The sequence below is a fragment of the Janthinobacterium sp. GW822-FHT07H11 genome (genome assembly GCF_058798615.1).
In genome coordinates this window covers 515,905-542,441 of the sequence record NZ_CM179507.1, presented here as the reverse complement: position 1 = coordinate 542,441, position 26,537 = coordinate 515,905, and the positions used below count along the sequence as shown (strand labels likewise).

22 protein-coding genes and 1 tRNA gene are annotated in these 26,537 nt (G+C 62.6%); 7 read left to right on the top strand and 16 right to left on the bottom strand.

Annotation, left to right across the window (positions count from 1 at the left end):
- Positions 1–28 precede the first annotated feature (28 nt).
- From AC3RCJ_RS02400 to AC3RCJ_RS02390, 3 genes are all read right to left on the bottom strand, one after another.
- Entirely contained in the window at positions 29–607 is a 579-nt protein-coding gene (locus tag AC3RCJ_RS02400; RefSeq protein ID WP_492957792.1) for a PIN domain-containing protein, read from the bottom strand.
- The gene (locus tag AC3RCJ_RS02395) at positions 607–1,071 is read right to left on the bottom strand and encodes a helix-turn-helix domain-containing protein (protein ID WP_492957790.1); all 465 of its coding nucleotides are present in this window, start codon (positions 1,069–1,071) and stop codon (positions 607–609) included. Before AC3RCJ_RS02395 ends, AC3RCJ_RS02400 begins: the two co-directional genes overlap by 1 nt.
- Before the next feature lie 195 nt (positions 1,072–1,266).
- A tRNA-Arg gene (locus AC3RCJ_RS02390) sits at positions 1,267–1,342 on the bottom strand.
- Positions 1,343–1,541: 199 nt separating this feature from the next.
- Here AC3RCJ_RS02390 and AC3RCJ_RS02385 point away from each other — a divergent pair.
- A complete protein-coding gene (locus AC3RCJ_RS02385; protein WP_492957788.1) occupies positions 1,542–2,105 on the top strand; it encodes a c-type cytochrome in 564 nt (187 codons plus the stop codon).
- 135 nt (positions 2,106–2,240) lie between these two features.
- Here the strand turns inward: AC3RCJ_RS02385 and AC3RCJ_RS02380 are convergent, their stop codons facing one another.
- The 3 genes from AC3RCJ_RS02380 to AC3RCJ_RS02370 form a co-directional block, all read right to left on the bottom strand.
- Entirely contained in the window at positions 2,241–4,316 is a 2,076-nt protein-coding gene (locus AC3RCJ_RS02380; protein WP_492957786.1) for a M13 family metallopeptidase, read from the bottom strand.
- A gap of 291 nt (positions 4,317–4,607) precedes the next feature.
- On the bottom strand, positions 4,608–6,698 hold the full coding sequence (locus tag AC3RCJ_RS02375) for a M13 family metallopeptidase (RefSeq protein WP_492957784.1): 2,091 nt from the start codon (positions 6,696–6,698) through the stop codon (positions 4,608–4,610).
- A gap of 205 nt (positions 6,699–6,903) precedes the next feature.
- Positions 6,904–7,125, bottom strand: a complete 222-nt coding sequence (locus AC3RCJ_RS02370; protein ID WP_492957782.1) for a hypothetical protein — start codon at positions 7,123–7,125, stop codon at positions 6,904–6,906.
- 363 nt (positions 7,126–7,488) lie between these two features.
- Here AC3RCJ_RS02370 and AC3RCJ_RS02365 point away from each other — a divergent pair, with 363 nt between their 5' ends.
- From AC3RCJ_RS02365 to AC3RCJ_RS02355, 3 genes are all read left to right on the top strand, one after another.
- On the top strand, positions 7,489–8,940 hold the full coding sequence (locus AC3RCJ_RS02365) for a S41 family peptidase (protein ID WP_492957780.1): 1,452 nt from the start codon (positions 7,489–7,491) through the stop codon (positions 8,938–8,940).
- A gap of 208 nt (positions 8,941–9,148) precedes the next feature.
- Positions 9,149–10,270 (top strand): beta-ketoacyl-ACP synthase III, encoded by a 1,122-nt coding sequence (locus AC3RCJ_RS02360; protein WP_492957778.1) that lies wholly within the window; start codon positions 9,149–9,151, stop codon positions 10,268–10,270.
- Positions 10,271–10,605: 335 nt separating this feature from the next.
- On the top strand, positions 10,606–12,318 hold the full coding sequence (locus AC3RCJ_RS02355; RefSeq protein WP_492957776.1) for a cation:proton antiporter domain-containing protein: 1,713 nt from the start codon (positions 10,606–10,608) through the stop codon (positions 12,316–12,318).
- Between the two features lie 63 nt (positions 12,319–12,381).
- Here AC3RCJ_RS02355 and AC3RCJ_RS02350 read toward each other — a convergent pair whose 3' ends face one another.
- On the bottom strand, positions 12,382–14,427 hold the full coding sequence (locus AC3RCJ_RS02350) for a 2,4-dienoyl-CoA reductase FMN-binding domain-containing protein (RefSeq protein ID WP_492957774.1): 2,046 nt from the start codon (positions 14,425–14,427) through the stop codon (positions 12,382–12,384).
- Between the two features lie 160 nt (positions 14,428–14,587).
- On the opposite strand from AC3RCJ_RS02350, the gene AC3RCJ_RS02345 reads away from it, so the two are divergent.
- Complete coding sequence (locus AC3RCJ_RS02345) at positions 14,588–15,175, top strand: SRPBCC family protein (protein WP_492957772.1); 588 nt, start codon at positions 14,588–14,590, stop codon at positions 15,173–15,175.
- A 16-nt stretch (positions 15,176–15,191) separates the two neighbouring features.
- Here the strand turns inward: AC3RCJ_RS02345 and AC3RCJ_RS02340 are convergent, their stop codons facing one another.
- The 4 genes from AC3RCJ_RS02340 to AC3RCJ_RS02325 all read right to left on the bottom strand — a co-directional run bounded on the left by AC3RCJ_RS02340 (position 15,192) and on the right by AC3RCJ_RS02325 (position 17,761).
- On the bottom strand, positions 15,192–15,647 hold the full coding sequence (locus AC3RCJ_RS02340) for a hypothetical protein (protein ID WP_492957770.1): 456 nt from the start codon (positions 15,645–15,647) through the stop codon (positions 15,192–15,194).
- Between the two features lie 43 nt (positions 15,648–15,690).
- Positions 15,691–16,131 (bottom strand): DUF2721 domain-containing protein, encoded by a 441-nt coding sequence (locus AC3RCJ_RS02335; RefSeq protein ID WP_492957768.1) that lies wholly within the window; start codon positions 16,129–16,131, stop codon positions 15,691–15,693.
- 112 nt (positions 16,132–16,243) lie between these two features.
- Positions 16,244–17,200: a prolyl aminopeptidase gene (pip, locus tag AC3RCJ_RS02330; RefSeq protein WP_492957766.1), complete on the bottom strand. Its 957-nt coding sequence runs from the start codon at positions 17,198–17,200 to the stop codon at positions 16,244–16,246.
- Positions 17,201–17,278: 78 nt separating this feature from the next.
- Positions 17,279–17,761 (bottom strand): Lrp/AsnC family transcriptional regulator, encoded by a 483-nt coding sequence (locus AC3RCJ_RS02325; RefSeq protein ID WP_492957764.1) that lies wholly within the window; start codon positions 17,759–17,761, stop codon positions 17,279–17,281.
- A 165-nt stretch (positions 17,762–17,926) separates the two neighbouring features.
- Here AC3RCJ_RS02325 and AC3RCJ_RS02320 point away from each other — a divergent pair, with 165 nt between their 5' ends.
- Complete coding sequence (locus AC3RCJ_RS02320) at positions 17,927–18,547, top strand: LysE family translocator (protein WP_492957762.1); 621 nt, start codon at positions 17,927–17,929, stop codon at positions 18,545–18,547.
- On the opposite strand, the gene AC3RCJ_RS02315 is transcribed toward AC3RCJ_RS02320, so the two are convergent.
- From AC3RCJ_RS02315 to AC3RCJ_RS02295, 5 genes are all read right to left on the bottom strand, one after another.
- Entirely contained in the window at positions 18,484–19,920 is a 1,437-nt protein-coding gene (locus AC3RCJ_RS02315; RefSeq protein WP_492957760.1) for a hypothetical protein, read from the bottom strand. The genes AC3RCJ_RS02320 and AC3RCJ_RS02315 overlap by 64 nt on opposite strands.
- Before the next feature lie 120 nt (positions 19,921–20,040).
- Positions 20,041–20,781 (bottom strand): acetoacetyl-CoA reductase, encoded by a 741-nt coding sequence (gene phbB / locus AC3RCJ_RS02310; protein ID WP_086137253.1) that lies wholly within the window; start codon positions 20,779–20,781, stop codon positions 20,041–20,043.
- Between the two features lie 211 nt (positions 20,782–20,992).
- A complete protein-coding gene (locus tag AC3RCJ_RS02305) occupies positions 20,993–22,171 on the bottom strand; it encodes an acetyl-CoA C-acetyltransferase (RefSeq protein ID WP_099401162.1) in 1,179 nt (392 codons plus the stop codon).
- A 203-nt stretch (positions 22,172–22,374) separates the two neighbouring features.
- Complete coding sequence (locus tag AC3RCJ_RS02300; protein ID WP_492957758.1) at positions 22,375–22,854, bottom strand: phasin family protein; 480 nt, start codon at positions 22,852–22,854, stop codon at positions 22,375–22,377.
- A gap of 128 nt (positions 22,855–22,982) precedes the next feature.
- Entirely contained in the window at positions 22,983–23,891 is a 909-nt protein-coding gene (locus AC3RCJ_RS02295; protein WP_492957756.1) for a LysR family transcriptional regulator, read from the bottom strand.
- Between the two features lie 118 nt (positions 23,892–24,009).
- Here AC3RCJ_RS02295 and metE point away from each other — a divergent pair, with 118 nt between their 5' ends.
- Positions 24,010–26,337: a 5-methyltetrahydropteroyltriglutamate--homocysteine S-methyltransferase gene (gene metE / locus AC3RCJ_RS02290; protein ID WP_492957754.1), complete on the top strand. Its 2,328-nt coding sequence runs from the start codon at positions 24,010–24,012 to the stop codon at positions 26,335–26,337.
- Positions 26,338–26,537 lie beyond the last annotated feature (200 nt).

Sequence of the window (26,537 nt, the reverse complement as noted above, 5' to 3'; positions counted from 1 at the left end):
GACTCTTGCCCGGTTGCTGAAGCAGGCGCTAGAGCAAGGCAATTGCGGAATGCAGCAACTTGCCCAGTTGCGGCAAGCCTTGCGCTTCATAGGTGGCAATCAATTCGGCAGCGGATCTGGGCGGTTTGCGCAATCGCGTCCGGTTTTCCTTGACGACACTGAGCATGCGTATCGGGGCCAGTTCATACTGCGCCACCAGAAAATCATCGGGATGCAAGACTTCAATGTTGTGCCCTCGCATGATCGCGTCCGGGAAGTCTTTAAGATTGAACGTGACGATGGCGTCCGCATGCCCCACGATGGCTGCCGCCAGCACGTGCCGGTCGTCGGCATCGGGCAGGACCAAGGCATCAATCAGGTATTCATACGACTCGATCACGCCGTCTTCGACCGCCTCGGCCATCAGCGCGCTGGTGCGCGCCAATGCCGAAGGATCGAGATCAGGCCGCTTGAGTAGCAAATTGCGTTGCCACTCTTCCTGTATCCGTGCTGTCCAGCGTGCGCTGAAAATACCGTCCGCCGCCAAACTCAGCAATAGATCGCGCAAGGGGGCCGGATACAACACACAGGCATCGAGGACGGCAGTGTAACGGTAGTATCCAGCCATCAGTACCCCAGTTCAAGCTCCTGCGCCTGATCTGCCAAGGCCTGCAAAGCCTGTTGCGAACGCCGTTTGCGCTCATCCTTGTACTGCACCACATCCTCAAAGCGCAGCCGCCGGTGCGTACCTACCTTATGATGAGGAATCTTCCCTGTGTCAAGCAGGCGCACCAGGTAGGGACGCGACATATTCAAGTACATGGCCGCTTCCTGTGTCGTCACGTCATGCTCCTTCGGCATGACCGTCACGGCTTTACCTTGGGCCAAGGTACCTAAGACGTCGGCAAACAGGCGCAACACATTCGGCGGCAAACGCAGCAAGGGAACATCACCCAAGTCCTGCGCGCCCTCTTCCAGAACCGCAATCTGCACGGCACGAGAATGATCAAGCGCACTCACCAGGCAGCGCTGCGCCGCCTTCGCCAGTTCCAGGTCTTCTTTATTGTCCAGACGATCAAGCACATTCGACATGGCATCCTCCCTACCTTCCATTGAAGCTTACGAACCAAACGCAATAAACGCAACCAAAATAGTATAACAATTTATGCGGGGACAAGCACGGCACGACGTTTTAACGGCAAGGCGAACAGATACAGGCCGACAGAAAGCCAGTGCGATCAACTGCGACATGGTGGAGAAATGATCTGGAAACGATGAGGAAAATCTTGGTGCGGCTGGCGGGGATCGAACCCACGACCCTTGGCTTCGGAGGCCAATACTCTATCCACTGAGCTACAGCCGCGTAGGGGGAATTTCTGAAGTGATGCGAAGGATACCGTTTTTCTTTACCTACGTCTACGGAAACTGTCGTATCGCTGGCAATTGCATGTCACTGCTCAATTTTTGTGCCTATAATTGTGGGTTTCATAAAGGTTTACATCCAAGCATGTAAAAATGCTACCTTACACGGCCATCAGTTTCAAATCTGGACTAAGGACATCATGAGCGACGCACATAACGAACAACAATCAGCGATCAAAACGCCTAAACAATTGCTTGCCGCCGTAGCCGGCTTCTTCCTGGTGACCGTCATCGGCATCATCCTGCTGGTGCAGTTCGTCACGACGCAAAAACTGACGGGCGCCGGCTCGGACAGCCAGGCGCCCGATGCCATCGATGCCCGCTTGAGCCCGGTCGCCAATGAAGGCTATACCTTCAAGGATGCCAGCGGTCCCAAGGTGCTGCAAGGCGGCGAAGCCGTCTACACGGCCACTTGCGTGGCCTGCCACGGCGCCGGCGTGGCCGGTGCACCGAAGTTTGGCGATGCGGGCAGCTGGTCCGCGCGCCTGGCCCAGGGTTACGATACGGTCCTGAAACATGCGATCGAAGGCTTGCGCGCCATGCCGGCCAAGGGTGGCAATCCCGACCTCGACGATGTGGAAGTGGCGCGCGCCGTCGTCTACATGGCCAATGCATCGGGCGGCAAGTTCAAGGAACCGGAAGTGCCTGCACCAGCCGCAGCCGCTGACGGCGCCGCCGCACCAGCCGCCGAGCCTGCCAAGTAAGCACTTGCGCTGCATCAAGGAACCGCCCATTGGGGCGGTTTTTTTTTCACCCGTCGTTTGCGCCAGATCATGCGGCGTAAAAAAGCCGCCCGGCTTGATGCGGGGCGGCCCGGTACTAGCGCGTCAGGACTGGCCTTACCACATGATGACGCGGTCTTTCGGCGGCAAATACATCTTGTCGCCCGGCTTCACGTCGAAGGCCTGGTAGAAGCCCGGCTGGTTGCGCATGGTGCCGTTGGCGCGGAACTGGCCCGGCGAATGCGGGTCCGTCTTCAGCAGCACCAGCTGCTGGGCTTCGCGCATCTTCATGCGCCATACCTGGGCGAAGCCCGCATAGAAGCGCTGCTCGCCCGTAAAACCGTCGATGACGGGTGCTTTCTTGCCATTGAGCGACAACTTGTAGGCCTTGTAGGCGATCGCCACGCCGGAATTGTCGGCGATGTTCTCGCCCAGGGTCAGCTCGCCGTTGACGAAGTGGCCTTTGACGGGGCTGAAGCTGTTGTACTGCGCCACCAGCTGCTTGGTTTTCTTGGCGAAGTTCTTGTGGTCGGCCTTGGTCCACCAGTCGCGCAGATTGCCGTCGCCGTCGTACTGGGCGCCCTGGTCGTCGAAACCGTGGCTGATCTCATGGCCGATGACGCCGCCGATGGCACCGTAGTTGACGGCATCGTCCGCCTTGGCGTCAAAGAACGGCGCCTGCAAAATGGCGGCCGGGAAGACGATTTCGTTCAGTTCCGGGTTGTAATAGGCGTTCACGGTTTGCGGCGTCATGCCCCACTCGTCGCGGTCGATGGGCTGGCCCAGCTTGTTCAATTCGCGGTTGTAGTTGAGCAGGTGCGAACGCTGGATGTTGCCGATCAAATCATCGGGCGCCACCGTCAGGGCCGAGTAGTCGCGCCATTTGTTCGGATAGCCGATCTTGGTGGTGAACTTGGCCAGCTTGATTTGCGCCTGTTTCTTGGTGACGGGGCTCATCCAGTCGAGCTTGTCGATGCTTTGCTTGTAGGCCGTCATCAGGTTTTTCACCAGCGCTTCCATGCGCACCTTGCGCTCGGCCGGGAAATATTGCTCGACGTACAATTGACCAACGGCTTCGCCCAGCGCGCCTTCGACGGCGCCCACGCCGCGCTTCCAGCGCGGACGCATTTCCGTCACGCCCGTCAGCGTGGTGCCATAGAAGGCGAAGTTTTCATCGACATAGGCTTTCGGCAGGTAGCCGGCATTGGCGTGCAGCAAGTGCCACTGGAAGTACGCTTTCCACGTCTCCAGCGGCGTCTTGTTGGCGATCTCGGCAAAACCCTTCAGGTAGCTGGGCTGGCTGACGATCACATAATCGATCTTGCCGGCGATGCCCGTATCCTTCAGGTAGCGGGCCCAGTCGTAGCCCGGCGCCACGGCGGCCAGTTTCGTCAGCTCCACCTTGTTATAGGTCTTGACGGGATCGCGGTTCTGCACATTGCTCCATTGCGCCTTGGCCAGCTCCGTTTCCAGCGCCACAATGGCTTTCGCATTCGCGGCCGCGTTCGCGTCGCCGGCCAGGCTCAGCATTTTTTCCACGTGGGCCAGGTATTTGGCGCGCGTATCGGCCTTGGCCTCTTCCAGGTAGTAGTCGCGGTCAGGCAGGCCCAGGCCGCTTTGCACGATGTCGGCCACGTATTTGGTGGAATCCTTGGCGTCCTGGTGGATGCCGAAGTCGTAGGGCGACGTCACGCCCAGCTTGCTGAAGTGGGCGATGACGGCAGGCAATTCCGCCTTGTCCTGCAGCGCGGCGATCTTCGCCAGCTCCGCGTTCAAGGGCGTCAGGCCCAGGCTTTCCAGCTTGGCTTCATCCATGAAGCTGTTATAGAAATCACCAATTTTCTGGGCGTTCGAGCCGGCCGCGCGGGCCTTGTCGGCGCTAGCGCCTTCGACGATGCCGCGCAGCTGCGTTTGCGTATCGTCGGCCAGCTTGGCAAAGCTGCCCCAGCTCGACTTGTCGGCGGGAATCACGGTCTCCGCCAGCCATTTGCCATTCAGGTGCTGGAACAGGTCGTCCTGCGCGCGCACGGCGGGGTCGACATATTCGATGGCGATGCCGGAGGTCAGCGCGGCCGATGCGGCGGCCGTGGCGGGAGCGGCAGCAGCTTTCTTCGCGGTATCAGCGGCGCCAGCCATGCCGGACACGCCAGCCAGCAGACTCAGGGTCAATGCACTTAACAAATAACGATTCACGGTTGTCCTCTATATTGTATTGTGTGAAATATAAGGGTCAGAAGGCCCAAGGCTTCTGGCCCGGTTTTTGACTGTAGCATACCGGCCGAAATGACAGAAAAAACTTTGGCCAGAATGTAAAAAAGACCACGCGAGGTGGTCTTTTTTGTTGTGACAAGATAACGTTTACATGACGTAGGTCGGCTTAGCCCGGAGGGCGTAAGCCGACAACATTGTTGGCACAGGCTGTATCGTCGGATTACGCGCTTGCGCGCTAATCCGACCTTGGCGACAGAATCAAGCTTGTTACGCTTACCAGATGATCACGCGGTTTTCCGGTGCAACATACATCTTGTCGCCCGGTTTCACGCCAAACGCTTCATAAAAGCCTGGCTGGTTGACCATGGTGCCGTTGGCGCGGTACTGGCCCGGCGAATGCGGATCGGTCTTGATCTGCACGATCTGCTGCGCTTCGCGCATCTTGCTGCGCCACACCTGGCCAAAGCCCATGTAGAAGCGCTGGTCGCCCGTCAAGCCGTCCAGCACGGGCGCCGGCTTGCCGCCCAGCGAAATCTTGTACGCTTTATACGCGATCGCCACGCCCGAGTTGTCGGCGATGTTTTCACCCAGGGTCAGCGCGCCGTTGACGTTGTAGCCGGGCAGCGGGCTGTAGCCGTCGTACTGCTTGGTCAGCGCGTCGGCCTTGGCCGCGAAGTTCTTGCGGTCGGCCGGCGTCCACCAGTCGCGCAGGTTGCCGTCGCCATCGGACTGGCTGCCCTTGTCGTCGAAGCCGTGGCTGATTTCATGGCCGATGACGGCGCCGATGGCGCCATAGTTGACGGCGTCATCCGCATTGGCGTCAAAGAATGGCGGCTGCAGGATCGAGGCCGGGAAGACGATTTCATTCATCGTCGAGCTGTAATAGGCGTTCACCGTCTGCGGCGTCATGCCCCACTCTTCGCGGTCGATCGGCTTGCCCAGCTTGGCCACCTGGCGCGCGGAACCGAAATTGGCGGCGCGCATCATGTTGCCCACCAGGTCGCCCTGGACGATCTGCAGCTTCGAATAATCGCGCCAGACGTTCGGATACGCGATCTTCGGCGTGAACTTGGCCAGCTTGGCTTGCGCTTCCTTCTTGGTGTCAAGGCTCATCCAGTCCAGGGTGTCGATGCTTTCCTTGTAGGCGGCCAGCACGTTTTTCACCAGTTCCTGCATGTGCGCCTTGCGCTCTGCCGGGAAATATTGCGCCACGTACAGTTTGCCCACCGCTTCGCCCAGCACGCCGTCGACGGCGCCCACGCCACGCTTCCAGCGCGGCTGGTTCTGCGTCACGCCGCTCAGTACCGTGCCGTAGAAGGCAAAGCTTTCGTCGACGAAGTTTTTCGACAGGTAGCTGGCATAGCTACGCAGCAACTGCCATTCGAAGTACGCTTTCAGGGTGTCCAGGTCGGCGGACGCCAGCACCTTGTTGTAGCCGGCCAGGTAGCTCGGCTGGTTGACGATGACGTAATCGACCTTGTTGGCGATGCCCAGCGCAGCCAGGCCGGACTTCAGGTCGTAGCCCGGAGTCAGATCGTTGAGCTTGTTAATATCGGTCTTGTTGTAGCGTTTCACGGGGTCGCGGTTCTCGACCTTGGTCCATTGCGCCTCGGCCAGCGATGTTTCCAGCGCGACAACTGCCTTGGCGCGCGCGGCGGCGTTCTTGTCGCCGGCCATGGACAGCATCTTTTCCACGTGCGCCTGGTATTTTTCCTTCACGCCCGCCTGCTTGGCTTCCAGGTAGTAATCGCGGTCAGGCATGCCCAGGCCGCTCTGGCTCACGTAGGCCGCATATTTTGTCGAGGCGCGCGCATCCTGGCCCACGTAGACGGCGTACGGCGTCGACACGCCCGTCTGGCTCAGGTGGGCGATCAGGGCGGGCACGCCCTTCTTGTCGCGCAGCGAGCGGATACGGTTCAGTTCGCCGGCCAGCGGCTTCGTGCCCAGCGCCTCCAGCTTGGCTTCATCCATGTAGCTGGCGTACAGGTCGCCGATCTTTTGCGCTTCGGAACCGGCCTTCTTGTTCTTGTCCTGTTGCGTGGCTTCGATGATGCCGCGCAATTGCGGCGTCGTATCGTCGCGCAGCTTGGCAAACGAACCCCAGCTCGACTTGTCGGCGGGAATCTCCGTCGTGGCCAGCCACTTGCCGTTCAAATGGGTAAAGAAATCGTCCTGCACGCGCACGGCGGGGTCGATGTACTGCACGTCGATGCCGGAAACGACGCCGGCGGCGGCAGGCGCGGGGGCGACACTGGGCGCCACGGTCGGTGCCGACACGGAGGATGCGGCGGATGCCGGCTCGGCGGCGTTGGCAAACGCAGCCAACAGGGTCAGGGTCAGGCTGCTTAAGAGATATCGGTTCACGAATTGTCCTTATGGGGCATGTCAAAGAGATCGGGCGGGTAGCCCGCCGCGCCAGGCGCTGCAGGAATGTAGCACGTCGCCGTGCCATTTGACCATGCTTGCCCCCGGACTGCCCCGCAATTGCCGCTCAGTTCGGCCAGGCTCAAGGGGCTTTCACTGTCCAGTCCGGCGAGCATGGCATGGGCTGGAAAAGCGCATGAACCGTTTATCCATACAGATACAGCAGCTCGTCGATCAGCGCCCGCTCCTGTTGCGTGAACTGCGTGTCGTTGAACTGCCCGATATTTTCGAGCACGCCCCGAATCGGCACTTGCCGTGACGGGTCCTGGACGATAGCGATCAGCAGGTCGGCATCGGGATCCCGCCCCTGCAGATACTTTTCAATCAGCGCTGTGAGCGCGGCACGTGCCTGCAAATCAGTAAACATTTTTTATCCGCTGCCAAGGAAGAAGCGCCAGTCTAAATGAGCTTGAACCCGCGGATAAAAAAAAGCCTGCGTCCGGGGACGCAGGCAAAACCACTTCGGGTCGAGAATGCGGGTCCACTATAGGCTCGCCATACACGCTTTTTTTCGACTCTTACAAATGCTTACTCCCCTCAAGACCAACTATACATCGCATACAAAACCGCAACATTTGGCAAGCTGGCCGGCCGTTTTGCATGCCTACACTGTGCTGTGGCACGGATTTTCCGCTGCCGGCCCACGCCGGCAGAGATTCAGGTCTATACTTTCAGGAAGGCGCCGCTCCACGGGGACTGGCGCTGCTGCAAGACATTCACAGGTGGAAACATGGGCAAACTCAAAAATACCGGCTTGATCGGGCTGGGCGTGGTGGCTGGCGTCGCCGTCTCGCTGCAATTTTCCGCGATGGCACAAAAAACCGTCGAGCCGCCCCTGCCGCTGGAAGAATTGCGCCAGCTGGCCGACGTGTTTGGCCTGATCAAGTCCGACTACGTGGAACCCGTGGAAGACAAGAAACTGCTGGAAGACGCCATTGCCGGCATGGTGGCCTCGCTCGACCCCCATTCCGCCTACCTCGACAAGAAAGCCTACGCCGAGCTGCGCGAGGGCTCGGAAGGCAAGTTCGTCGGCCTGGGCATCGAAATTGGCCTGAGCGAAGACGGCTACATCAAGATCGTCTCGCCCATCGAGGATTCGCCCGCCTACCGCGCCGGCATCAAGGCCGGCGATTTGATCACCCGCCTCGATGGCCAGCCCGTCAAGGGCGTGAGCCTGGACGACAGCGTCAAGCGCATGCGCGGCGAACCGGGCACCAAGGTGTCGCTGACCATCGCCCGCAAGGATGAACCGCAGCCGCTGGCGTTCACCATCACGCGCGAGGAAATCCACCAGAAGAGCGTCAAGGCGAAGATGGTCGAGCCCGGCTACGCCTGGCTGCGCGTGTCGCAATTCCAGGAACCGACCGTGGACGACATGGCCGCGCAGATCACGGCCCTGTACCAGCAGGACCCGCACCTCAAGGGCATGGTGCTGGACCTGCGCAACGACCCCGGCGGCGTGCTGCAGGGCGCCATCGGCGTCTCGGCCGCCTTCCTGCCGAAGGATGCGGCCATCGTCTCGACGAATGGCCAGCTGCCGGACTCGAAACAGGTGTTCTATGGCCGCGCCGAATACTATGCCTTCCGCACGGAAGGCGATGCGCTGGCGAAATTGCCGGCCGCCGTGAAAAGCGTGCCGCTGGTGGTGCTCGTCAATACGGGCTCGGCCTCGGCCTCCGAAATTGTCGCCGGCGCCCTGCAGGACTACAAGCGCGCCACCATCATCGGCACGCAAACCTTCGGCAAGGGTTCCGTGCAAACCATCCGCCAGCTCACGGCAGACACGGCCGTCAAGCTGACGACGGCCCGCTACTACACGCCTAACGGCCGCTCGATCCAGGCCAAGGGCATCGTGCCCGACCTGCTGGTCGATGAAAATGCGGACGGCGACGGCTTGAACGGCTTGCGCATCCGCGAAGCGGACCTGACCAAGCACCTGAGCAACGACCGCGACCAAGGCAGCGCCAACAACGGCGCCAAGGCCGCGCCCGTCAACGACGAGATGGAAGAGCAGTTGCGCATCATCGCCCTGGAAAAGACGCGCAAGCCGCTGGAATTCGGCAGCAAGGACGATTTTCAATTGCACCAGGCGCTGAACCACCTGAAAGGCTTGCCGGTCCAGCTGGCCAAGCCTGAGCCGGTGGTGGTGCAGGCCGACGTCAAGAAAGAACAGAAAAAGTAGGCAGTTTGGGGGCAGACCCGCCGGGACTCGGCGCCCCCGTCTGCCCCCATCACGCAATCCCCCCAGCACCCGTCCGCGCGACAAAAATCAATCTTCCGCAACACATCCCCTCCCCCGCGACACGAAACTCTCTACAGTCGAGCCCGTTTGTGTAAAATTTGCTTCACTTATCGGCATCGCGCCGATTGCCAAATTTGAAAGTTTAACCATGAAACAAGTCGTCATCAGCGGTACCGGACTGTACACGCCGCCATTTTCGATCTCCAACGAAGAGCTGGTCACCTGCTTCAATGCCTACGCGGAAAAGTTCAATGCCGACAACGCCGACGCGATCGCCGCAGGCACGGTGACGGCGCTGGACCTGTCGAGCGTGGCCTTCATCGAAAAGGCCTCCGGCATCAAGTCGCGCTATGTGATGGAAAAGGAAGGCATCCTCGACCCGGCGCGCATGGTCTCGCGCATTGCGGAACGGGGCGATGACGAACTGTCCTTGCAGGCGGAAATGGCGGTCGCCGCCGCCAAAGACGCCCTGGCGCGCGCCGGCCGCACGCCGGCCGACATCGACATGGTGCTGGTGGCGTGCAGCAATATGCAGCGCGCCTATCCCGCCATGGCGGTGGAAGTGCAGGATGCGCTCGGCATCGACGGTTATGGTTTTGACATGAACGTGGCGTGTTCGTCGGCCACCTTCGGCATCCAGCAAGCCGTGGCCGCCGTGCAAAGCGGCCAGGCGCGCGCCGTGCTGGTCCTCAATCCCGAAATCACCAGCGGCCACCTGAACTGGCGCGACCGCGACAGCCATTTCATTTTCGGCGACGCCTGCACCGCCATCATCGTCGAAGCCAAGGACACGGCCGTCTCGCAGCACCAGTTCGAGATCATCGGCACGGAACTCAAAACGCGCTTCTCGAATGCCATCCGCAACAATTTCGGCTTCCTCAACCGTTTCGACGAGTCCGGCGCGGGCAAGGCCGACAAATTGTTCCGCCAGCAAGGCCGCAAGGTATTCAAGGAAGTGTGCCCGATGGCCGCCGAGATGATCAAGGCGACGCTGGCCAAGGCCGGCGTGGAAGTGGCGCAAGTCTCCCGCTACTGGCTGCACCAGGCCAACCTGAACATGAACTTGCTGATCGCGCGCCTGATCCTGGGCCGCGACGCGCAGGAAAACGAAGCGCCCGTGATCCTCGACACCTACGCCAACACCTCGTCGGCAGGTTCGATTATTGCTTTCCATAAATATCAAGATGATATGGCCGCCGGCAGCACTGGTGTCATCTGCTCGTTCGGCGCCGGCTATTCCATCGGCTGCGTGGTCGTGCGCAAGGTGTAAGCGTTTGGGGCGGGATGCGCCTGATTCCTTCATTTCCAACACCGCACAAAACCGTAGCGAGCGGCAGTGAGTTGTGGCCAAGAAGCGCAACCGTGCTTTAGCACGGTGAGCATCGCAGGCCGCAAATCGCGACGCGCAGTAGGTTTGGTTCGGTGTTTTTAGGCACAGATGCAGGTGGATGGCATGCGTTCGCGACCACCTGAACGAAGATATAGCGCAAATTTTTTGTAAAAAAAACGGCAGGAAAATTCCAGCCGCAGCTTTGTTGCGTTTATACTCAATCGCTGAACACCCTCTTTTTCCATCCGCACGTCCCCATAAGGAACCCACCACGCATGCCCCATGACATCAGTCTGATCACCACCATCGCCGCCGCCCTCGGGTTCGGCCTCATCTTCGGCTTCATCGCCGCGCGCCTGAAACTGCCGGCCCTGGTCGGCTATCTGGCCGCCGGCATCATCATCGGACCGGCCACGCCCGGTTTTGTGGCGGATGCGGAAATAGCCGGGCAATTGGCGGAGATCGGAGTGATGCTGATGATGTTCGGTGTCGGTCTGCACTTTTCCATCGAAGATTTGTGGGACGTGCGCAAGATCGCGCTGCCCGGCGCCATCCTGCAGATCGGCGTCGCCACGGCCATGGGCATGGGCCTGGCCCACTGGTGGGGCTGGAGCCTCGGCGGCGGACTGGTCTTTGGCCTGGCGCTGTCCGTGGCCAGTACCGTGGTGCTGCTGCGCGCGCTGGAAGAACGGGGCATCCTCGACTCGCTCAATGGCCGCATCGCCGTCGGCTGGCTGGTGGTGGAAGACCTCGTCACCGTATTGGTGCTGGTGCTGCTGCCGGCGTTTGCCGGTGTGCTGGGCGGCAAGGTCGCGCCGGGCGCCGAGGCGGCCAGCCTGTGGCAAACCCTGGCCATTACTCTGGGGCAAGTGGCCGGCTTCATCGTCTTCATGCTGGTGGTGGGCCGTAAATTGTTCCCATGGATTTTGTGGCAGGTGGCGCGCACCGGTTCGCGCGAACTGTTTACGCTGTGCGTGATCGCCGCCGCCGTCGGCATCGCCTACGCCTCGACCAAGCTGTTCGGCGTGTCGTTCGCGCTGGGCGCCTTCTTCGCCGGCATGGTGCTGCGCGAATCCGAACTGAGCCACCGCGCCGCGGAAGAATCCCTGCCCCTGCGCGACGCCTTCGCCGTGCTGTTCTTCGTCTCCGTCGGCATGCTGTTCGAGCCGACCATCCTCATCGACAAGCCGCTGCAGGTGCTGGCCGTGTGCGCCATCATTATCTTCGGCAAGTCCATCGCCGCCTTCTTGCTCGTCATGGCCCTGCGCTACCCGCCAAAGACGGCCATCATCGTCTCGGCCAGCCTGGCGCAGATCGGCGAATTCTCGTTCATCCTGGCCGCGCTGGGCCTGTCCCTGGGCCTGATGCCGCAGGAAGGGCAAAGCCTGATCCTGGCCGGCGCCATCCTGTCGATCGCCTTGAACCCGCTCGTGTTCAGCATGGCCAAGCCGCTGCTGCGCGTGATCGGCAACAGCGATTTCGCGCGCAAGTTCGAACGCACGACGGACCCGCTGGCCGAACTGCCGATGACGGTGCCGCAGGAAAAGCTGTCGGGCCAGATCGTGCTGGTCGGCTACGGCCGCGTGGGCCGGCGCATCGCCGCCGCCCTGATGGAACGGGGCATCCATTTTGTCGTGGCCGAGGAAAACCGCGAGATCGTCGACCAGCTGCGCAAGCAGGGCATTCCGGCCGTGGCCGGCAATGCGGGCGAACCGGCCGTGCTGATCCAGGCGCACATCACGCACGCCACCATGCTCGTCATCGCCACGCCCGATACCTTCCACGTGCGCGCCATGATCGAAACGGCGCGCGCGCTGAACCCGTCCATCATGACGGTGGTGCGCACGCACAGCGAGGAAGAGGCGGAATTGCTGCGCGCGGAAAACGCGGGCAAGGTGTTCATCGGCGAGCACGAACTGGCCAATGGCATGGCCGAGCACGTGCTGCAGAGTTTTGATGCGGCGAAGAAGGGGCATGGCGGGCATTAATCCAGCGCCAGCGCCCTTCCCGCACAGCAAGCCTGCCCGCTACCCAGCCGGCAGGCTTTCTTTTTATAAACTTGCGGCCAGTTCCGCGCCTTCCCGTATCGCCCGCTTGGCGTCGAGCTCCGCCGCCAGCGCGGCGCCGCCGATTTTATGGAAACGCGGGCCGCCTGCCACCAGCGGCTTGCCATCGTTGCCGACCGGAGGCATGAGCTCCGTCAAGCTGTCCTGGCCGGCGCAGATGATCACGTTGTCCACCGCCAGCAGGCGCTGCTCGCCGCCCACGGTGATGTGCAGGCCCTGCCCGTCGATCTTGTCGTAGCTGACGCCGGCCAGCATGGCCACGCCATTTCTCGCCAGCGCCGCGCGGTGCACCCAGCCCGAGGTCTTGCCCAGGCCCGCGCCCACTTTCGACGTCTTGCGCTGCAACAAGAAAATCTGCCGCACGGGCGTGGGTGCCACGGGTGGCACCAGGCCGCCGCCCGTCGCCGCGTTCAAGTCCACGCCCCACTCGCCCGCCCACGTCGCCACGGGCTGGGGCAGCGGGTGCGCCGGGTCGTGCAGCAGATACTCGCCCACGTCGAAGCCGATGCCGCCCGCGCCGATGATGGCCACGCGCGCGCCCACGGGCTTCCTGGCTTGCAGCACGTCCAGGTAGGACAGCACTGTCGGATGGTCGATGCCGGGAATGGCCGGCAGGCGCACCTTGATGCCGGTGGCGATGATGACGTCGTCGTAGCCGCCGGCCAGCAACTGCTCGCGCGTGACGCGCTGGCCCAGGCGCAGCTTGATATTCGACAAGGCGATGCGGCGGGCAAAATAACGGATGGTTTCCGTAAATTCTTCCTTGCCCGGTATCTGCATGGCCACCTTGAACTGGCCGCCCACGCTGTCGCTGCTGTCGAACAGCGTCACCTCGTGCCCGCATTCGGCCGCCACGGTGGCGGCCGACAGGCCGGCAGGCCCGGCGCCGACGACGGCCACCCGGCGCGGCACGGCTTTTTTCGCATACACGAGTTCCGTTTCATGACAGGCGCGCGGATTGACCAGGCAGCTGGCGCGCTTGTTGGCAAACGTGTGGTCGAGGCAAGCCTGGTTGCAGCCGATGCAGGTGTTGATTTCGTCGGCGCGGCCCGCGGCCGCCTTGGCGACAAAGTCAGGGTCGGCCAGGAAAGGGCGCGCCATCGACACCAGGTCGCAGTCGCCCCGTTCCAGGATGGCGTTGGCCTCGTGCGGCATGTTGATGCGGTTCGACGCCACCACGGGAATCGTCACTTCGCGGCGCAGCCGGCCCGCCACGCTGGCAAACGCGGCGCGCGGCACCGAGGTGACGATGGTGGGCACCCGCGCCTCATGCCAGCCGAAGCCGGTATTGAGAATGGTCACGCCGGCCTGTTCCAGGGCCTTGGCCACCGTCACCACATCGTCCCAGGTATTGCCGCCCTCGACCAGGTCGAGCAGCGAATGGCGGTACATGATGATGAAGTTGGGGCCGACGGCGGCGCGGATGCGGCGCACGATCTCCACGGGCAGGCGCATGCGGTTCCCGATGCTGCCGCCCCAGCGGTCCTGGCGCAGGTTGGTGCGCGCGCACAGGAACTGGTTCAGCAGATAGCCTTCGCTGCCCATCACTTCGATGCCGTCGTAGCCGGCCTTTTGCGCCAGGCGCGCGCAGCGCACGTAGTCGCAGATGGTGCGCTCTATGCCCCGTTGCGTCAGGGGACGCGGGCGGAACGGCGAAATCGGCGATTTTTTCGCCGACGCCGAGACGACGAACGGTTGATAACCATAGCGGCCCGCATGCAGGATCTGCATGACGATCTTGCCGCCCTCCTCGTGCACGGCGCGCGTCACCTTGCGGTGGTTGGGCACGTCGCCGAGGAAATTGAGGGTGCCGCCGAACGGCAGCAGCCAGCCTTGCCGGTTCGGCGAGATGCCGCCCGTGACGATCAGGCCCACGCCGCCCCGTGCCCGTTCGCGGTAAAACGCGGCAAGCTTGCCATAATGATAAAAACGGTCTTCCAGGCCCGTATGCATGGAACCCATGATGACGCGGTTGCGCAAGGAGGTAAAACCCAGGTCGAGCGGGGCCAGCAGATGGGGATAGGCAGTCATGGTGATCGGTCCGGTAGGTGGTTGCAGGCCGTACGGTAGCAAGCATTGCCGCTCGCCGCAGCGACTTTCTCTAGACCGGGAGTTCTAAAACCGCGTCGGCGCCGCCAAGGGTGGCACGCGCAGCTTGTGCCGGGCGGTACTTTCCCGTAGGCTAGCCTGCATGACGCGACTCTTCCTCTGCCTGCTGATGCTGTGCGCCGTCCCCGCTACCGCGCTGGCGCAGGCGCAGGCGCCACGCCTGGACAGGCTGAAGGTCGACGTCAAGCGCATCGAGGTCGACGGGCAGCGCATGTATGAAGTCGATGCCAGCGGCAGCGTGCAGGCGCCGCTGGCGTCCGTGTGGAAAACCCTGACGACGTACGAGCGCATGAGCGAATTCGTGCCCGACCTCAGTTCCTGCCGCGTGCTGTCGCGCAACGGCAATGAAGTCATCATCGAGCAGCAGGGCGTGGCGCGCTTCCTGTTCATGCAGCACCCCATCCAGCTGGTGGTGCGGGCCACGGAAACGCCATTTACAGCCATCGACATCGCCCTGATCTCGGGCGACATGCGGCATTACGAATCGCGCTGGAATCTGTATCCCGTGCCCGAGACGGGCGGCACGCGCATCGTCTTTTCCAGCCGGCTGATGCCGGGCTTCTATGTGCCCGGCATGCTGGGCACGACCATGATACGCGGCGATATCGAGCGCATGATGGCGGCCGTGCTGGCGCGCATCGACAGCCAGCGCCATGAAAAATCGGGCTAGGCACCCGCGCCGGGCGTTACGCCAGATACGTGTCGCGGTCGCGCAGTTCCGCGAAGTTTTCCAGGCTGCCCAGTTTCACGGTGACGGGGTTCAGGCTGGCCTGCGGCTGCATCGAGCGCCAGGCGAACAGCCATTCCTGCTCGGGCGCTTCGGCGCGCGTCTTGGTGAAGGCGGCGCCCAGGGCGGCGCGCTGGCCATATTCGACGACGCCGTCGATGCCGGCCCAGCTGGGCAAGGTGCGCTGCACGGCACGGTGCAGGCGTTCGCCGAATTCTTCCGTATTGTGGATGATCAGGCAACTGTCGGCCGGAGCGAACAGCTCGAACAGCTGCTTGTCCCACACTTGCGAAAAGCTCAGGGTCAAACAATTGCCCGCCGGCGTGAGGCGGAACTGGCCCAGGCTCAGCGCCAATTCGAGTTCGCTGCGCTGGCCGTAGCGGTGCAGGGTGGGGGGGCGTTTGTAATCGTGCATGCTTGACTCGTTCTTAATAGTAGGTAAAACCGGCGTGCCCTGCCTAGCGGGGCGGGCGGATGTGGCGCCGGATGCGCTGGGCCGTCGCGGCCAGGTAGATCTCGCGCAGCAGATAGGTGAAACAGCCGATCAGGCAAATCACCGCCAGCACGAAGAACACGGCGATGTATTTATCGAGGGTCAGGTTCAGAATATCGCCCAAAAACAGCATGGCGATGATGACGCAGACGAAGAAACCGCATGCCGTGCTGAGGGAAATCGAATAATTGATCAGATGAGTACGCTTATACAAGGTATCTAGCTCATCCATGTAGAAATCGTTGTAGCCGATGTCGAGCCGGTCTTCCAGCACGCGCGTGCGGTCGATGATGCGGCCCAGGCGGTTGGTCAGCACCACCAGCATGGTGCCGATACCGGTCAGCAGGAAAACCGGCGCAATGGCCAGCTGGATGATATGGCCGATGTCGCCGATCTGTATGTTCATGGTTAAAAATTCGTGGGTTCACACCGGCGCCCGACCTTGGCGCCAGCACAGGCGATAGTGTAGCAGGTGGCGCCCGCAGGCTGGCCGCTTTGCCACCCGGCCGGATTGACCGTCATGCGAAGCCGCGCCCCGGTACGAAGCGCTCGGTGGCGCGCACCAGCGCCGAAGCGATGCCGTGCTCGAGCGCGCCATGGCCCGCGTCGGGAATCATTTCCAGCTGGGAACCGGGCCAGGCCTGGTGCAGGCGGTAGGCCGACAGCGGCGGACAGATGGCGTCATAGCGTCCCTGCACGATGACGGCAGGCAAATGCGCGATGCGGCCCATGTTGCGGATCAGCTGGTCTTCTTCCATGAAGCCCAGGTTGGCCATGTAATGCGATTCGAGCCGGCCCACGCCCAGGTCCAGCGCATCGTTGGGCGCATCTTCCGGTTGCGGCATCAGGTAGACGCGGCGGCCCTCGAAGCGGCTCCAGGCGCGCGCGGCCGGCCAGTACACGGCCGGGTCGCTGCTGAGGATGCGTTTCACGTAGGCCGCCAGCAGGTCGCCCCGTTCGTCTGCCGGAATCGGCGCGGCGAATTGCTCGTGCAGGTCCGGATAAAACCAGCGCACGCCGTCGATGAACCAGTCGATTTCCGCCTGCGTGCACAAAAAGATGCCACGCAGCACGAAGCCGAGGCAAGCCTCCGGATGCGCCTGGCCATACGCCAGCGCCAGGGTCGAGCCCCAGGAGCCGCCAAACACCAGCCATTGGGCGATGCCGAACCGGGCGCGCAGCGTTTCGATGTCGTCGATCAGCAGCTGCGTCGTGTTGTTGCGCCACTCGCCCAGCGGCGTGGACTTGCCGGCGCCGCGCTGGTCGAACAGGATCACGCGGTAGCGCTGCGGGTCAAAAAAGCGGCGGTGCTGCGGCGACAGGCCGGCGCCGGGGCCGCCATGCAGGAACAGCACGGGGATGCCGTCGGGGTTGCCGCATTCTTCCCAATAAATGGTGTGGAGGTCATCGACCGCCAGCATGCCGTGCCGGTTCGGCGACAGGGCAGGAAACAGGGGGGATAAAGAATCGGGCATGGCGGTCCTTGGAATGGCGGTCAGGGCGCCAGGCACGATTCCTGGCAACTGCTCCAATTATAGTGCGCCCCCGCCGGCTCAGGCCAGCAGCAGGGGCAGGCGGTTCGACGACTTGATCTCGCGCATCGACAGGCTGGACTGGATTTCCGCCACGCCCGGCAGGCGGCGCAGCACGGTCGAGACGAATTCGCCATACGCTTCCAGGTCGCGCGCCACCACTTGCAGGAAATAATCGGCCTCGCCCGCCACATTGTGGCAGGACAAGATCTCGGGAATGGTCGCGATGGCCTGCTCGAACTGCGACGGCTGCTCGCCGCCATGGTTGGCAAACACGACCCGCACGAAGGCGACCAAGCCGATGCCCAGCTTCTTACGGTTGAGCAAAGCCTGGTAGCCGGTAATGAAACCTTCCTCTTCCAGGCGGCGCAAGCGGCGCCAGACGGGCGTTTCACTGAGCTTCAGGCGCTCGGCCAGGCGCGCATTCGACAGCCGTCCTTCATCCTGCAACAGCCTGAGTATCTGCAAATCGGTGGCATCGAGGCTGACATCTGAAATTTTCATCTAATTTTTGTTTTTATACGAGTGGAATCTACCCGAATACTAGGGCATAGGGAGCAGGAAAAGCAAGCACATTTCACCACAGCAAGAACATAATAGGGCTGCGGCGAGCATGCGGCAAATGGCCGTTGCTCCCGCCCTCATTCTTAGCCGTTACCGAGCCGCGCCATGTCCGATTCTACCTTCCTGATGTACCTGCTGGCACTGGCCGGCGCCTTTTTATTGCCGGGCCCCGACATGGCGCTGGTGCTGGCGACGGGCGCCGCGCGCGGCGTGGCCACGGCGCTGGTGACGGCGCTGGGCATCGCCGGCGCGCGCGCCGTGCACGTGGCGCTGTCGGGCGCGGGCCTGGCGGCGCTGATGGTGACGCATCCGCAAGCCTTGCAATGGGTCAAATGGGCGGGCGCCGCCTACCTGCTGTACCTGGCGCTGCGCCTGCTGCAATCGGCCCTGTCGACAAAAACGGCGCAGGAAGAAGCCGCCCCCGCCACGGCGCACGGCGCCCGCGCCAGCCTGGTGCGCGGCTTCCTGACGAATCTGCTCAATCCGAAGGCACTGCTGTTTTGCAGCATGTTCCTGCCGCAATTCGTCGTCGGCAGCGAGCAGGTCGGCATGCAATACCTGCGTCTGGGCGCCGTCCTAGTGCTGGTGGGGTTGCTGTTCGATGCCCTGTACGCCGTACTGGCCGCACGCCTGGCGCGCCGCCTGCGCGGCAAACCCTCGCCTTACGGCAAGTTCGTGCTGCCCACCGTCTTCGTCTTGCTGGCCGGGCGGCTGGTGCTGGGCTGAACTTCAGGCGCAAGCGGCGACCCGCCGGCAAAGAAGGCGGGATAGTCGTGCAACAGGCTACGCTCCAAATCGTTGACCTTGCGAAATTGCCGCAGGGCCGGCGCCATGGCCCGGCCCGCATCCCAGCTGCGCCAGGCGTTCGGCGCATCGAACTGCGCCAGCAAGGCGTCGCCCAGGTCCTGGTACACGGCCGCCATCTGCGGTTTTGCCTGCAGCACTTGCAGGTACAAGGCCGTCGCCTGCGGCCATTGCCCCAGCTTGGCGCGCAAATTCCCCTCGAACAAGGCCAAGACGGGCTGATCCATCCCCGTTTGCTTTCTCAATTCCTGCACGCTGGCCAGCGCGGCCGCGATACCCTCCTTGTCCCTGGCCAGCAATCCCCGCGTCAAATCGTGGATGGGCTGGCATTCCTGCATGGCCAGTTGCTGCCGGGGCGTGAGTTTTTCGACCAGCGCGCCCGTGGAAAAATGGTCTTCCAGCATGGTCAAAAAAGCGTCAAACTGTTGTTCTGCCGCAAACAGGCGCTCCGCTTCGGCGCGCAGCGCCAGATGCGACTGGGGTCCCAGCGGCGGCAGCCGCGCCGCCTGCGCCAGCACTCTTTCGAGCACCGGCGCATCGGCCGCCAGCGGGCGGGGCCGGTACGCGGACAAGGTATAGGTGACCGGTGCGCCAGCCGTCATGGCGCTGATGCGGAAATGGCGCATCACCGCGCCGCCCACCTCCTGGTAGTGCAAGGTGAATGCGGCGGGAATGCGCTTGCCGCCGGCCAGCATCGTCAGCACCAGCGGGTGGCCGCCCCAGGTGTAGCGCAAGTACTGGGCAAACGCCACGGCATCGTCGCCGCTGACGGGGCTGCCGGCTATTCCCAGGCGCAGCAAGGGCTGCTCATCGAGCGACCACAGTACGGCACCGTCGAGCACCTGGGGCAGCAGCGCATTGCGCCGCCTGGCCGCCGGCACGGACAGCGATTGCTCCTCGTACACGAGCGGCGTGACGTGAGCCTGCAAGCCGCCAGCCTGGAGCGCGCCGGCCATGCCCTTGCGGTGTTCTATCTCGAAACGGCGAAAACCCGCCACGTCGAACAGCGAATACGTGTCGTAGGTGGACGCCGCCATATCGACCGCGTGGCGGCGGCGCGTGGCAAAGTCAAACACGGACAAACTCTTGCCATCGCGCACGCTCAGGTAATGCGGGCCCAGCACCACGTCGCTGTCCTGCGTCACGCGCGCGGGCAAGCTGGTTTTCACGCCGGGCTGGTTGACGCGTTCGGTAGTCACCGTGACGTGGAACGCGGCGCCGGCCTGGGCCGCGTTGATGCCCAGGAAAAGGATGGCGGCCACGCTGGCGCGGCGCAAGGCGGGAACAAGGGGCATGGAGAATGATGCGGTGAAGAAATGCTGATTTTAAGGCAAAGCACGCGCTTGTCCCGTTTTGCTGGCAAACATAAAAAAAGACAGCCGCAGCTGTCTTTTTTTGTTGTACCTCAATACCGATTACGACATGTGCTGGCCGCCGTTGATCGAGATATTCGCGCCCGTGACGAACGCTGCCTCATCGGATGCCAGGTAGGCCACCAGGCCGGCCACTTCTTCCGGCTTGCCCAGGCGCGCCATCGGAATTTGCGGGATGATTTTGCTGTCGAGCACTTCCTGCGGAATCGCCATGACCATCTTGGTGCCGATGTAGCCGGGCGAGATGGTGTTGACGGTGACGTTCTTGCGCGCCACTTCCAGCGCCAGCGACTTGGTGAAGCCGTGCATGCCGGCCTTCGCCGCCGCATAGTTGGTCTGGCCGAAAGCGCCCTTCTGGCCATTCACGGACGAGATATTGATGATGCGGCCCCAGCCGCGCTCCACCATGCCGTCGCAGACGGGCTTGGTCATGTTGAAGACGGAATCGAGGTTGGTGCTCATCACCGCATCCCAGTTGGTCTTGTCCATCTTCTTGAACGTCATGTCGCGCGTGATGCCGGCGTTGTTCACCAGCACGTCGACGGGACCGATTTCCGCTTCCACGGCAGCCACGCAGGCGGCAGCCGAATCGTAGTCGGCCACGTCGCACGGATAGGCCTTGAAGTCATAGCCCATGTCCTTGGTCGTCGCCAGCCATTCCGCGACCTTCGGATTGCCTGGAGAATAGGTCGTGACCACGCGATAGCCGAGCGCCGCCAGCTTGAAACACACCGCTTCGCCCAGACCGCCCATGCCACCAGTTACCAATGCAACTCTTGCCATTTTCATCCCCTCAGTGTCATTTTATTGCTAAAAAGTTAATTAATTAGGTAAGGCAGTCCACAACCGTTGCATCACGGCGGCAAACCGCACCGTCCCCAAGCGTAGCGAGCGGCGATGATTTGTGGCTAAGAAGCGCAACCGTGTTTCAACACGGTGAGCATCGCAGGCCGCAAAGCGCGCCGCGCAGTAGCTTGGGGGCGGTGCCAGCTACTTAGTCGCGTTCGATCGCCAGAGCAACGCCCATGCCGCCGCCGATGCACAAGGCGGCCAGGCCTTTCTTGGCGTCGCGGCGTATCATTTCGTGGATCAGGGTGACCAGGATGCGCGCACCGGACGCGCCGATCGGGTGGCCGATGGCAATCGCGCCGCCGTTCACGTTGATCTTGCTGGTATCCCAGCCCATTTCCTTGTTGACGGCGATCGCTTGCGCGGCAAACGCTTCGTTGATTTCCATCAGGTCCAGTTCTTCATGCGTCCAGCCGGCCTTTTTCAGGCACAGGCGCGAGGCCGAGACGGGCCCCATGCCCATGACGGCCGGGTCCAGGCCCGACGAGGCGTAGGCCTTGATGCGCGCCAGCGGCTTCAGGCCCAGTTCCTTCGCCTGCGAGGCCGACATCATGATGACGGCGGCGGCGCCGTCGTTCAGGCCCGAGGCGTTGCCGGCCGTGACGGTGCCGTCCTTGGCGAACGCGGGGCGCAGGCCGGACAGCGATTCCAGGGTCGAACCGGGCTTGATGTATTCGTCGCTGTCGAAGACCACGGTGCCCTTCTTGTTGGCGATTTCCAGCGGCAGGATTTCATCCTTGAACTTGCCCGCCTTTTGCGCCGCTTCCGCCTTCAGCTGCGACTGCAGCGCGAACTCGTCCTGCTCGGCGCGCGTCACTTCGTATTTCTTGGCGACGTTTTCCGCCGTGATGCCCATGTGGTACTGGTTGTACACGTCCCACAGGCCGTCGACGATCATGGTGTCGATCATCTTGAAGTCGCCCATGCGGAAGCCGTCGCGCGAGCCGTTCATCGCGTGCGGCGAAGCGCTCATGTTTTCCTGGCCGCCGGCGATGATGATGTTGGCGTCGCCGCACTTGATCGCCTGCGCCGCCAGGTGCGTGGCCTTCAGGCCGCTGCCGCACACCTTGTTGATGGTGAATGCCGGGATGGCGCTGGGCAGGCCAGCCTTGATGACGGCCTGGCGCGCGGCGTTCTGGCCGACGGCGGCCGTCAGCACCTGGCCCAGGATCGCTTCGCCGATCAGGTTGGGGTCGATGCCGGTTTGTGCCAGCAAGCCCTTGATTACATGCGCGCCCAGTTCGGACGCAGGAATCTTGGCCAGGCTGCCACCGAATTTGCCGACTGCGGTACGGCCGGCGGCCACGATTACGACATCATCCATTTATTTCTCCGATATGCTGGCCATGACGGCCAAGGTGTTGATGAATCCGGGAAGACACAGCAGGCTGTGTTGCACTCTCTAGTGTGACATTGCCACAATTACCGCGCCACACCGTAGCGGCGGGCAACGATGGCCATGCCCTGCGGTGGTGGCAGGCGACCTGGCGCGGCGGGTAGCCGCTGCCGGGCCGCAACACGGGCATCCTACTTTCCAGGATGCGTGTTTTTATTTTTATCATACCCTTCATCCGCGCCGCCGAAAGCGGTTTTTAGAAAATTATTGAAGGGAATGACGAGGGGAATCGGTGTTTGCTTTACCACCTGCAATAGCTCGCCAAATTTTTGCCGCGATGCAGCAAACTCACCGTTTGTCACAGTCGAGAATTTTGCCTGGGTTTCTTGGGCAACATCCTTTGCCTGCCGTCCATAGGAACCGATGCGGTCGATGGCCAGTTGCGATTGCGCGCGCGACAGTTGCAGCAACTCTTGCGGGTCCTTCGCGGACAGCAGCTGATTGCCCGCTACCGTAGCGGCCGCCAGCGAAGCACGCGCCGCATCGAGGTTCAGTTCGACAAGGCTGGCGCCGCTGTCGAAGACGGCCTGGGCATACGCTTGCGCGCTGGCCAGTTGCGCTTCATACATGGCCTTGCCAGCCAAGGTCACTTGTTCGGAAAATGAAAACATCAGTTCCTCCCCAGATAGAAGGCGGCGCCATGTTGCGCCGCACAGTACTCAACTCTAAGCGGTGGTTCATTGCTAAACCTTGATATTTATCAAGCTTTTCTGTTGGTTTGTTTCCAATTCAACGTTAGTCAAGACAACAACTTGATACCATCGAGCGAGGCCGCGCACTGTTCGCGTATCACGCTGACGAAGTCGCGCACATAGGCCTTGTCCTGCAAAGCGTCCGGCACGGACACGTACAGGTCGCTCCACAGGCCATGCTCGCCCACCGGGCGCGCCACGACATAATCGTAATCGACGTAATTCTTGATGGCCCAGTTCGGCAAGGCGGCGATGCCGCGCCGGCTCGCGACCAATTGCAGCACGGCCACGGTCAATTCCGCCGTGCGGCGTTCAAACTGGATGCCGGCCGGCCGCAGCACTTCACGGATCAGGTCGATGCGCTCTTCCGGCACCGGATAGGTGATCAAAGTCTCGCCCGTAAAGTCGCTCGCCACGAGGCGGCGCTGCGCCTGCAGCCGGTGCTTCTGCGCCATCACCACCAGCATCTCGAAGCGGAACAGGGGAAACACGGTGAAATCGGGGCCATACGGCGAGCCGATCACCAGGTCCGCCTCGCCCGAACGCAGCAAGTCCGCCGGTTCGCTGTGAAAACCCGACACCAGGTCGATCTCCACGTCCGGCCAGCGCTGGCGGAACGCATCCATCACCGGCATGAGCCAGTCGAAACAGGTATGGCACTCGAGCGCCACGCGCAACTGCCCCTTGTCGCCCTGCGACAGGCGCGCCACGTCGCGCTCGGCCAGTTCGATCTCGGGCAACAGCTTGTCGGCCAGCTCGAGCAGCCGGCTGCCCGTGGCCGTAAACGCGATCGGCATCGATTTGCGCTCGAACAGGGGCGCCTGGTAGCGCTCTTCCAGCAAACGGATCTGGTGCGACAGCGCCGACTGGGTCAGGTTCAGCAGTTGCGCGGCGCGCACCAGGCTGCCGGAGGAACGCAAGGCACTCAAGGTGCGCAGGTGGCGGATTTCTAGCATCGGGGAAATGGACTCTGTACGTGAAATATTTTCATGTTATTCGGCAAAACGTTTCGTTTTGATTATAGATCAAGTTGCCGCACACTCTAGCCTATCAACATTAAATCTCGATGACATCATGACCATTCACACCCATATCCTTGGCTTTCCCCGTATCGGCGCCGCACGCGAGCTGAAATCGGCGCTGGAACGCCACTGGCGCGGCGAGGTGTCCGAGGCGGCACTGGAAGAAACCGGCAAGGCACTGCGCGCGCGCCACTGGGCGCTGCAAAAGGCGGCGGGCCTCGACTTCGTCACCGTCGGCGACTTCGCGTTCTACGACCAGGTGGCCAACCATATTCAATTGCTGGGCTGCGAGCCGGCCCGCTTCCGCTACGCTGCGGAGCAGTCGCCGCTGGCGCGCTATTTCGCCATGGCGCGCGGCGCCGACAGCCACGCGGACCATGCCGGCTGCGCGCACGGCCACGCGCACCAGGGGCACAATGCACACGCGGCCAGCGTCCATGCGCTGGAAATGACCAAATGGTTCGACACGAACTACCATTACCTGGTGCCGGAATTGTCGCCGCTGACGCGCTTCTCGCTCGCGTGCGAGCGCCTGTTCGACGAAGTGGCCGAGGCGCAGGCGCTCGGCCACCAGGTCAAGGCGGCCCTGATCGGCCCCCTCACCTTCCTCTGGCTGGGCAAGGAAAAGACGGCCGGCTTCGACCGCCTGGCCCTGCTGGAACAATTGCTGTCCGTGTATGGCGCCGTGCTCGACCGCCTCAAGCGGCAAGGCGTGGCCTGGGTGCAGCTCGATGAGCCCATCCTGGGCCTGGACTTGCCCAATGCCTGGCGCAGCGCCTTCGAAAGCAGCTACTGGCAGCTGAACCAAGTGGGCATCAATATCCTGCTGGCCACGTATTTCTCGCCGCTGGAAGAAAACCTCAGCCTGACCTGCCGCCTGCCCGTGGCCGGCCTGCACGTGGACGGCATCCGCGCGCCGCATGAACTGATCAGCGTCACGGACTGGCTGCCCGCGCATAAAGTCTTGTCCGTCGGCATCGTCGACGGGCGCAATATCTGGCGTACCGACCTCGACGCGGCCCTGGCCGTGCTGCGGCCGCTGGCGGCCAAACGCCACGGCCAGCTGTGGCTGGCGCCGTCGTGCTCGCTGCTCCACACCCCGTTCAGCCTGGAAGCCGAAACGGAGCTCGATGGCGACATCAAGACCTGGCTGGCGTTTGCCACGGAAAAGCTGGCGGAACTGTCCCTGCTCAAGGGCGCGCTGGAAGGCCAGCCCGACAACACCGCGCTGGCCGTTTCCCGCCTGGCCATCGCAGGGCGGCGCGCCAGCCCCCGCGTCCACCGGGCATCGGTCACGCAGCGCCTGCAGGCGCTCACGCCCACCGTCGACCGCCGCGATTCCGGCTTCCCGCAACGCCAGGCGGTGCAGCGCGCGCGTTTCCGGCTGCCCGACTTCCCGACGACGACCATCGGCTCCTTCCCGCAGACGACAGCCATCCGCGCCGCCCGCGCCAGTTACAAACGCGGCGACTTGGCGGCGGCCGGGTACGAGCAGCAGATGCGCGCCGAAATCGCCGACGCCGTGCGCCGCCAGGAAGCGCTGGGCCTGGACGTGCTCGTGCATGGCGAGGCGGAACGCAACGACATGGTGGAATATTTCGGCGAGCAACTGGACGGTTTTATCTTCACGCGCCACGGCTGGGTGCAATCGTACGGCTCGCGCTGCGTCAAGCCGCCCGTCATCTACGGCGACGTGCAGCGCCCCGCCGCCATGACGGTGGCCTGGACCGTGCACGCGCAAAGCCTGACGAACAAGCCGATGAAAGGCATGCTGACGGGACCGGTCACGATACTGCAATGGTCGTTCGTGCGCGACGACCAGCCGCGCGCCACCACGGCGCTGCAGATCGCGCTGGCCATCCGCGATGAAGTGCAAGACCTGGAAACGGCCGGCATCGGCATCATCCAGATCGACGAGCCGGCCCTGCGCGAAGGCTTGCCGCTGCGCCGCGGCCAGTGGGATGCCTACCTGGACTGGGCCACGCGCGCCTTCCGCATCGCCGCCTCGGTGGCAGGCGACGCGACGCAGATCCACACGCACATGTGCTATGCGGAATTCAACGACATCCTGCCGCAGATCGCCGCCATGGACGCGGACGTGATCACGATCGAGACGAGCCGCTCGGACATGGAATTGCTGGCGGGCTTTGGCCAGTTCCAGTATCCGAACGAAATCGGCCCCGGCGTATACGACATCCACTCGCCGCGCATCCCCACGACCGTCGACATGGTCAAATTGCTGCAAAAGGCCAGCGCCGTCATTCCGCCAGCCCATTTATGGGTGAACCCGGACTGCGGCCTGAAGACGCGTGGCTGGGCGGAAACGGAAGCGGCCTTGAAAAATATGGTGGCGGCGGCGCAGCAGATGCGCGCGGCTTGAGACGCTACAGCGACCCCAGGCCGCATTCTCGGCTGCGTTCGGGGCGGCGTACCGGATTTCCGCTGCGCCGTCCCTGTTTTTTGACATGAACTACCTGTTGCCCTGCGGAATAGCGCACGCCAGGCCACTGAGGGCGATTTTTTTGCAGTAGAATGCAAGAAATTTACTGCTCCCATTGTTGCTGTGCGGAACATATGGCT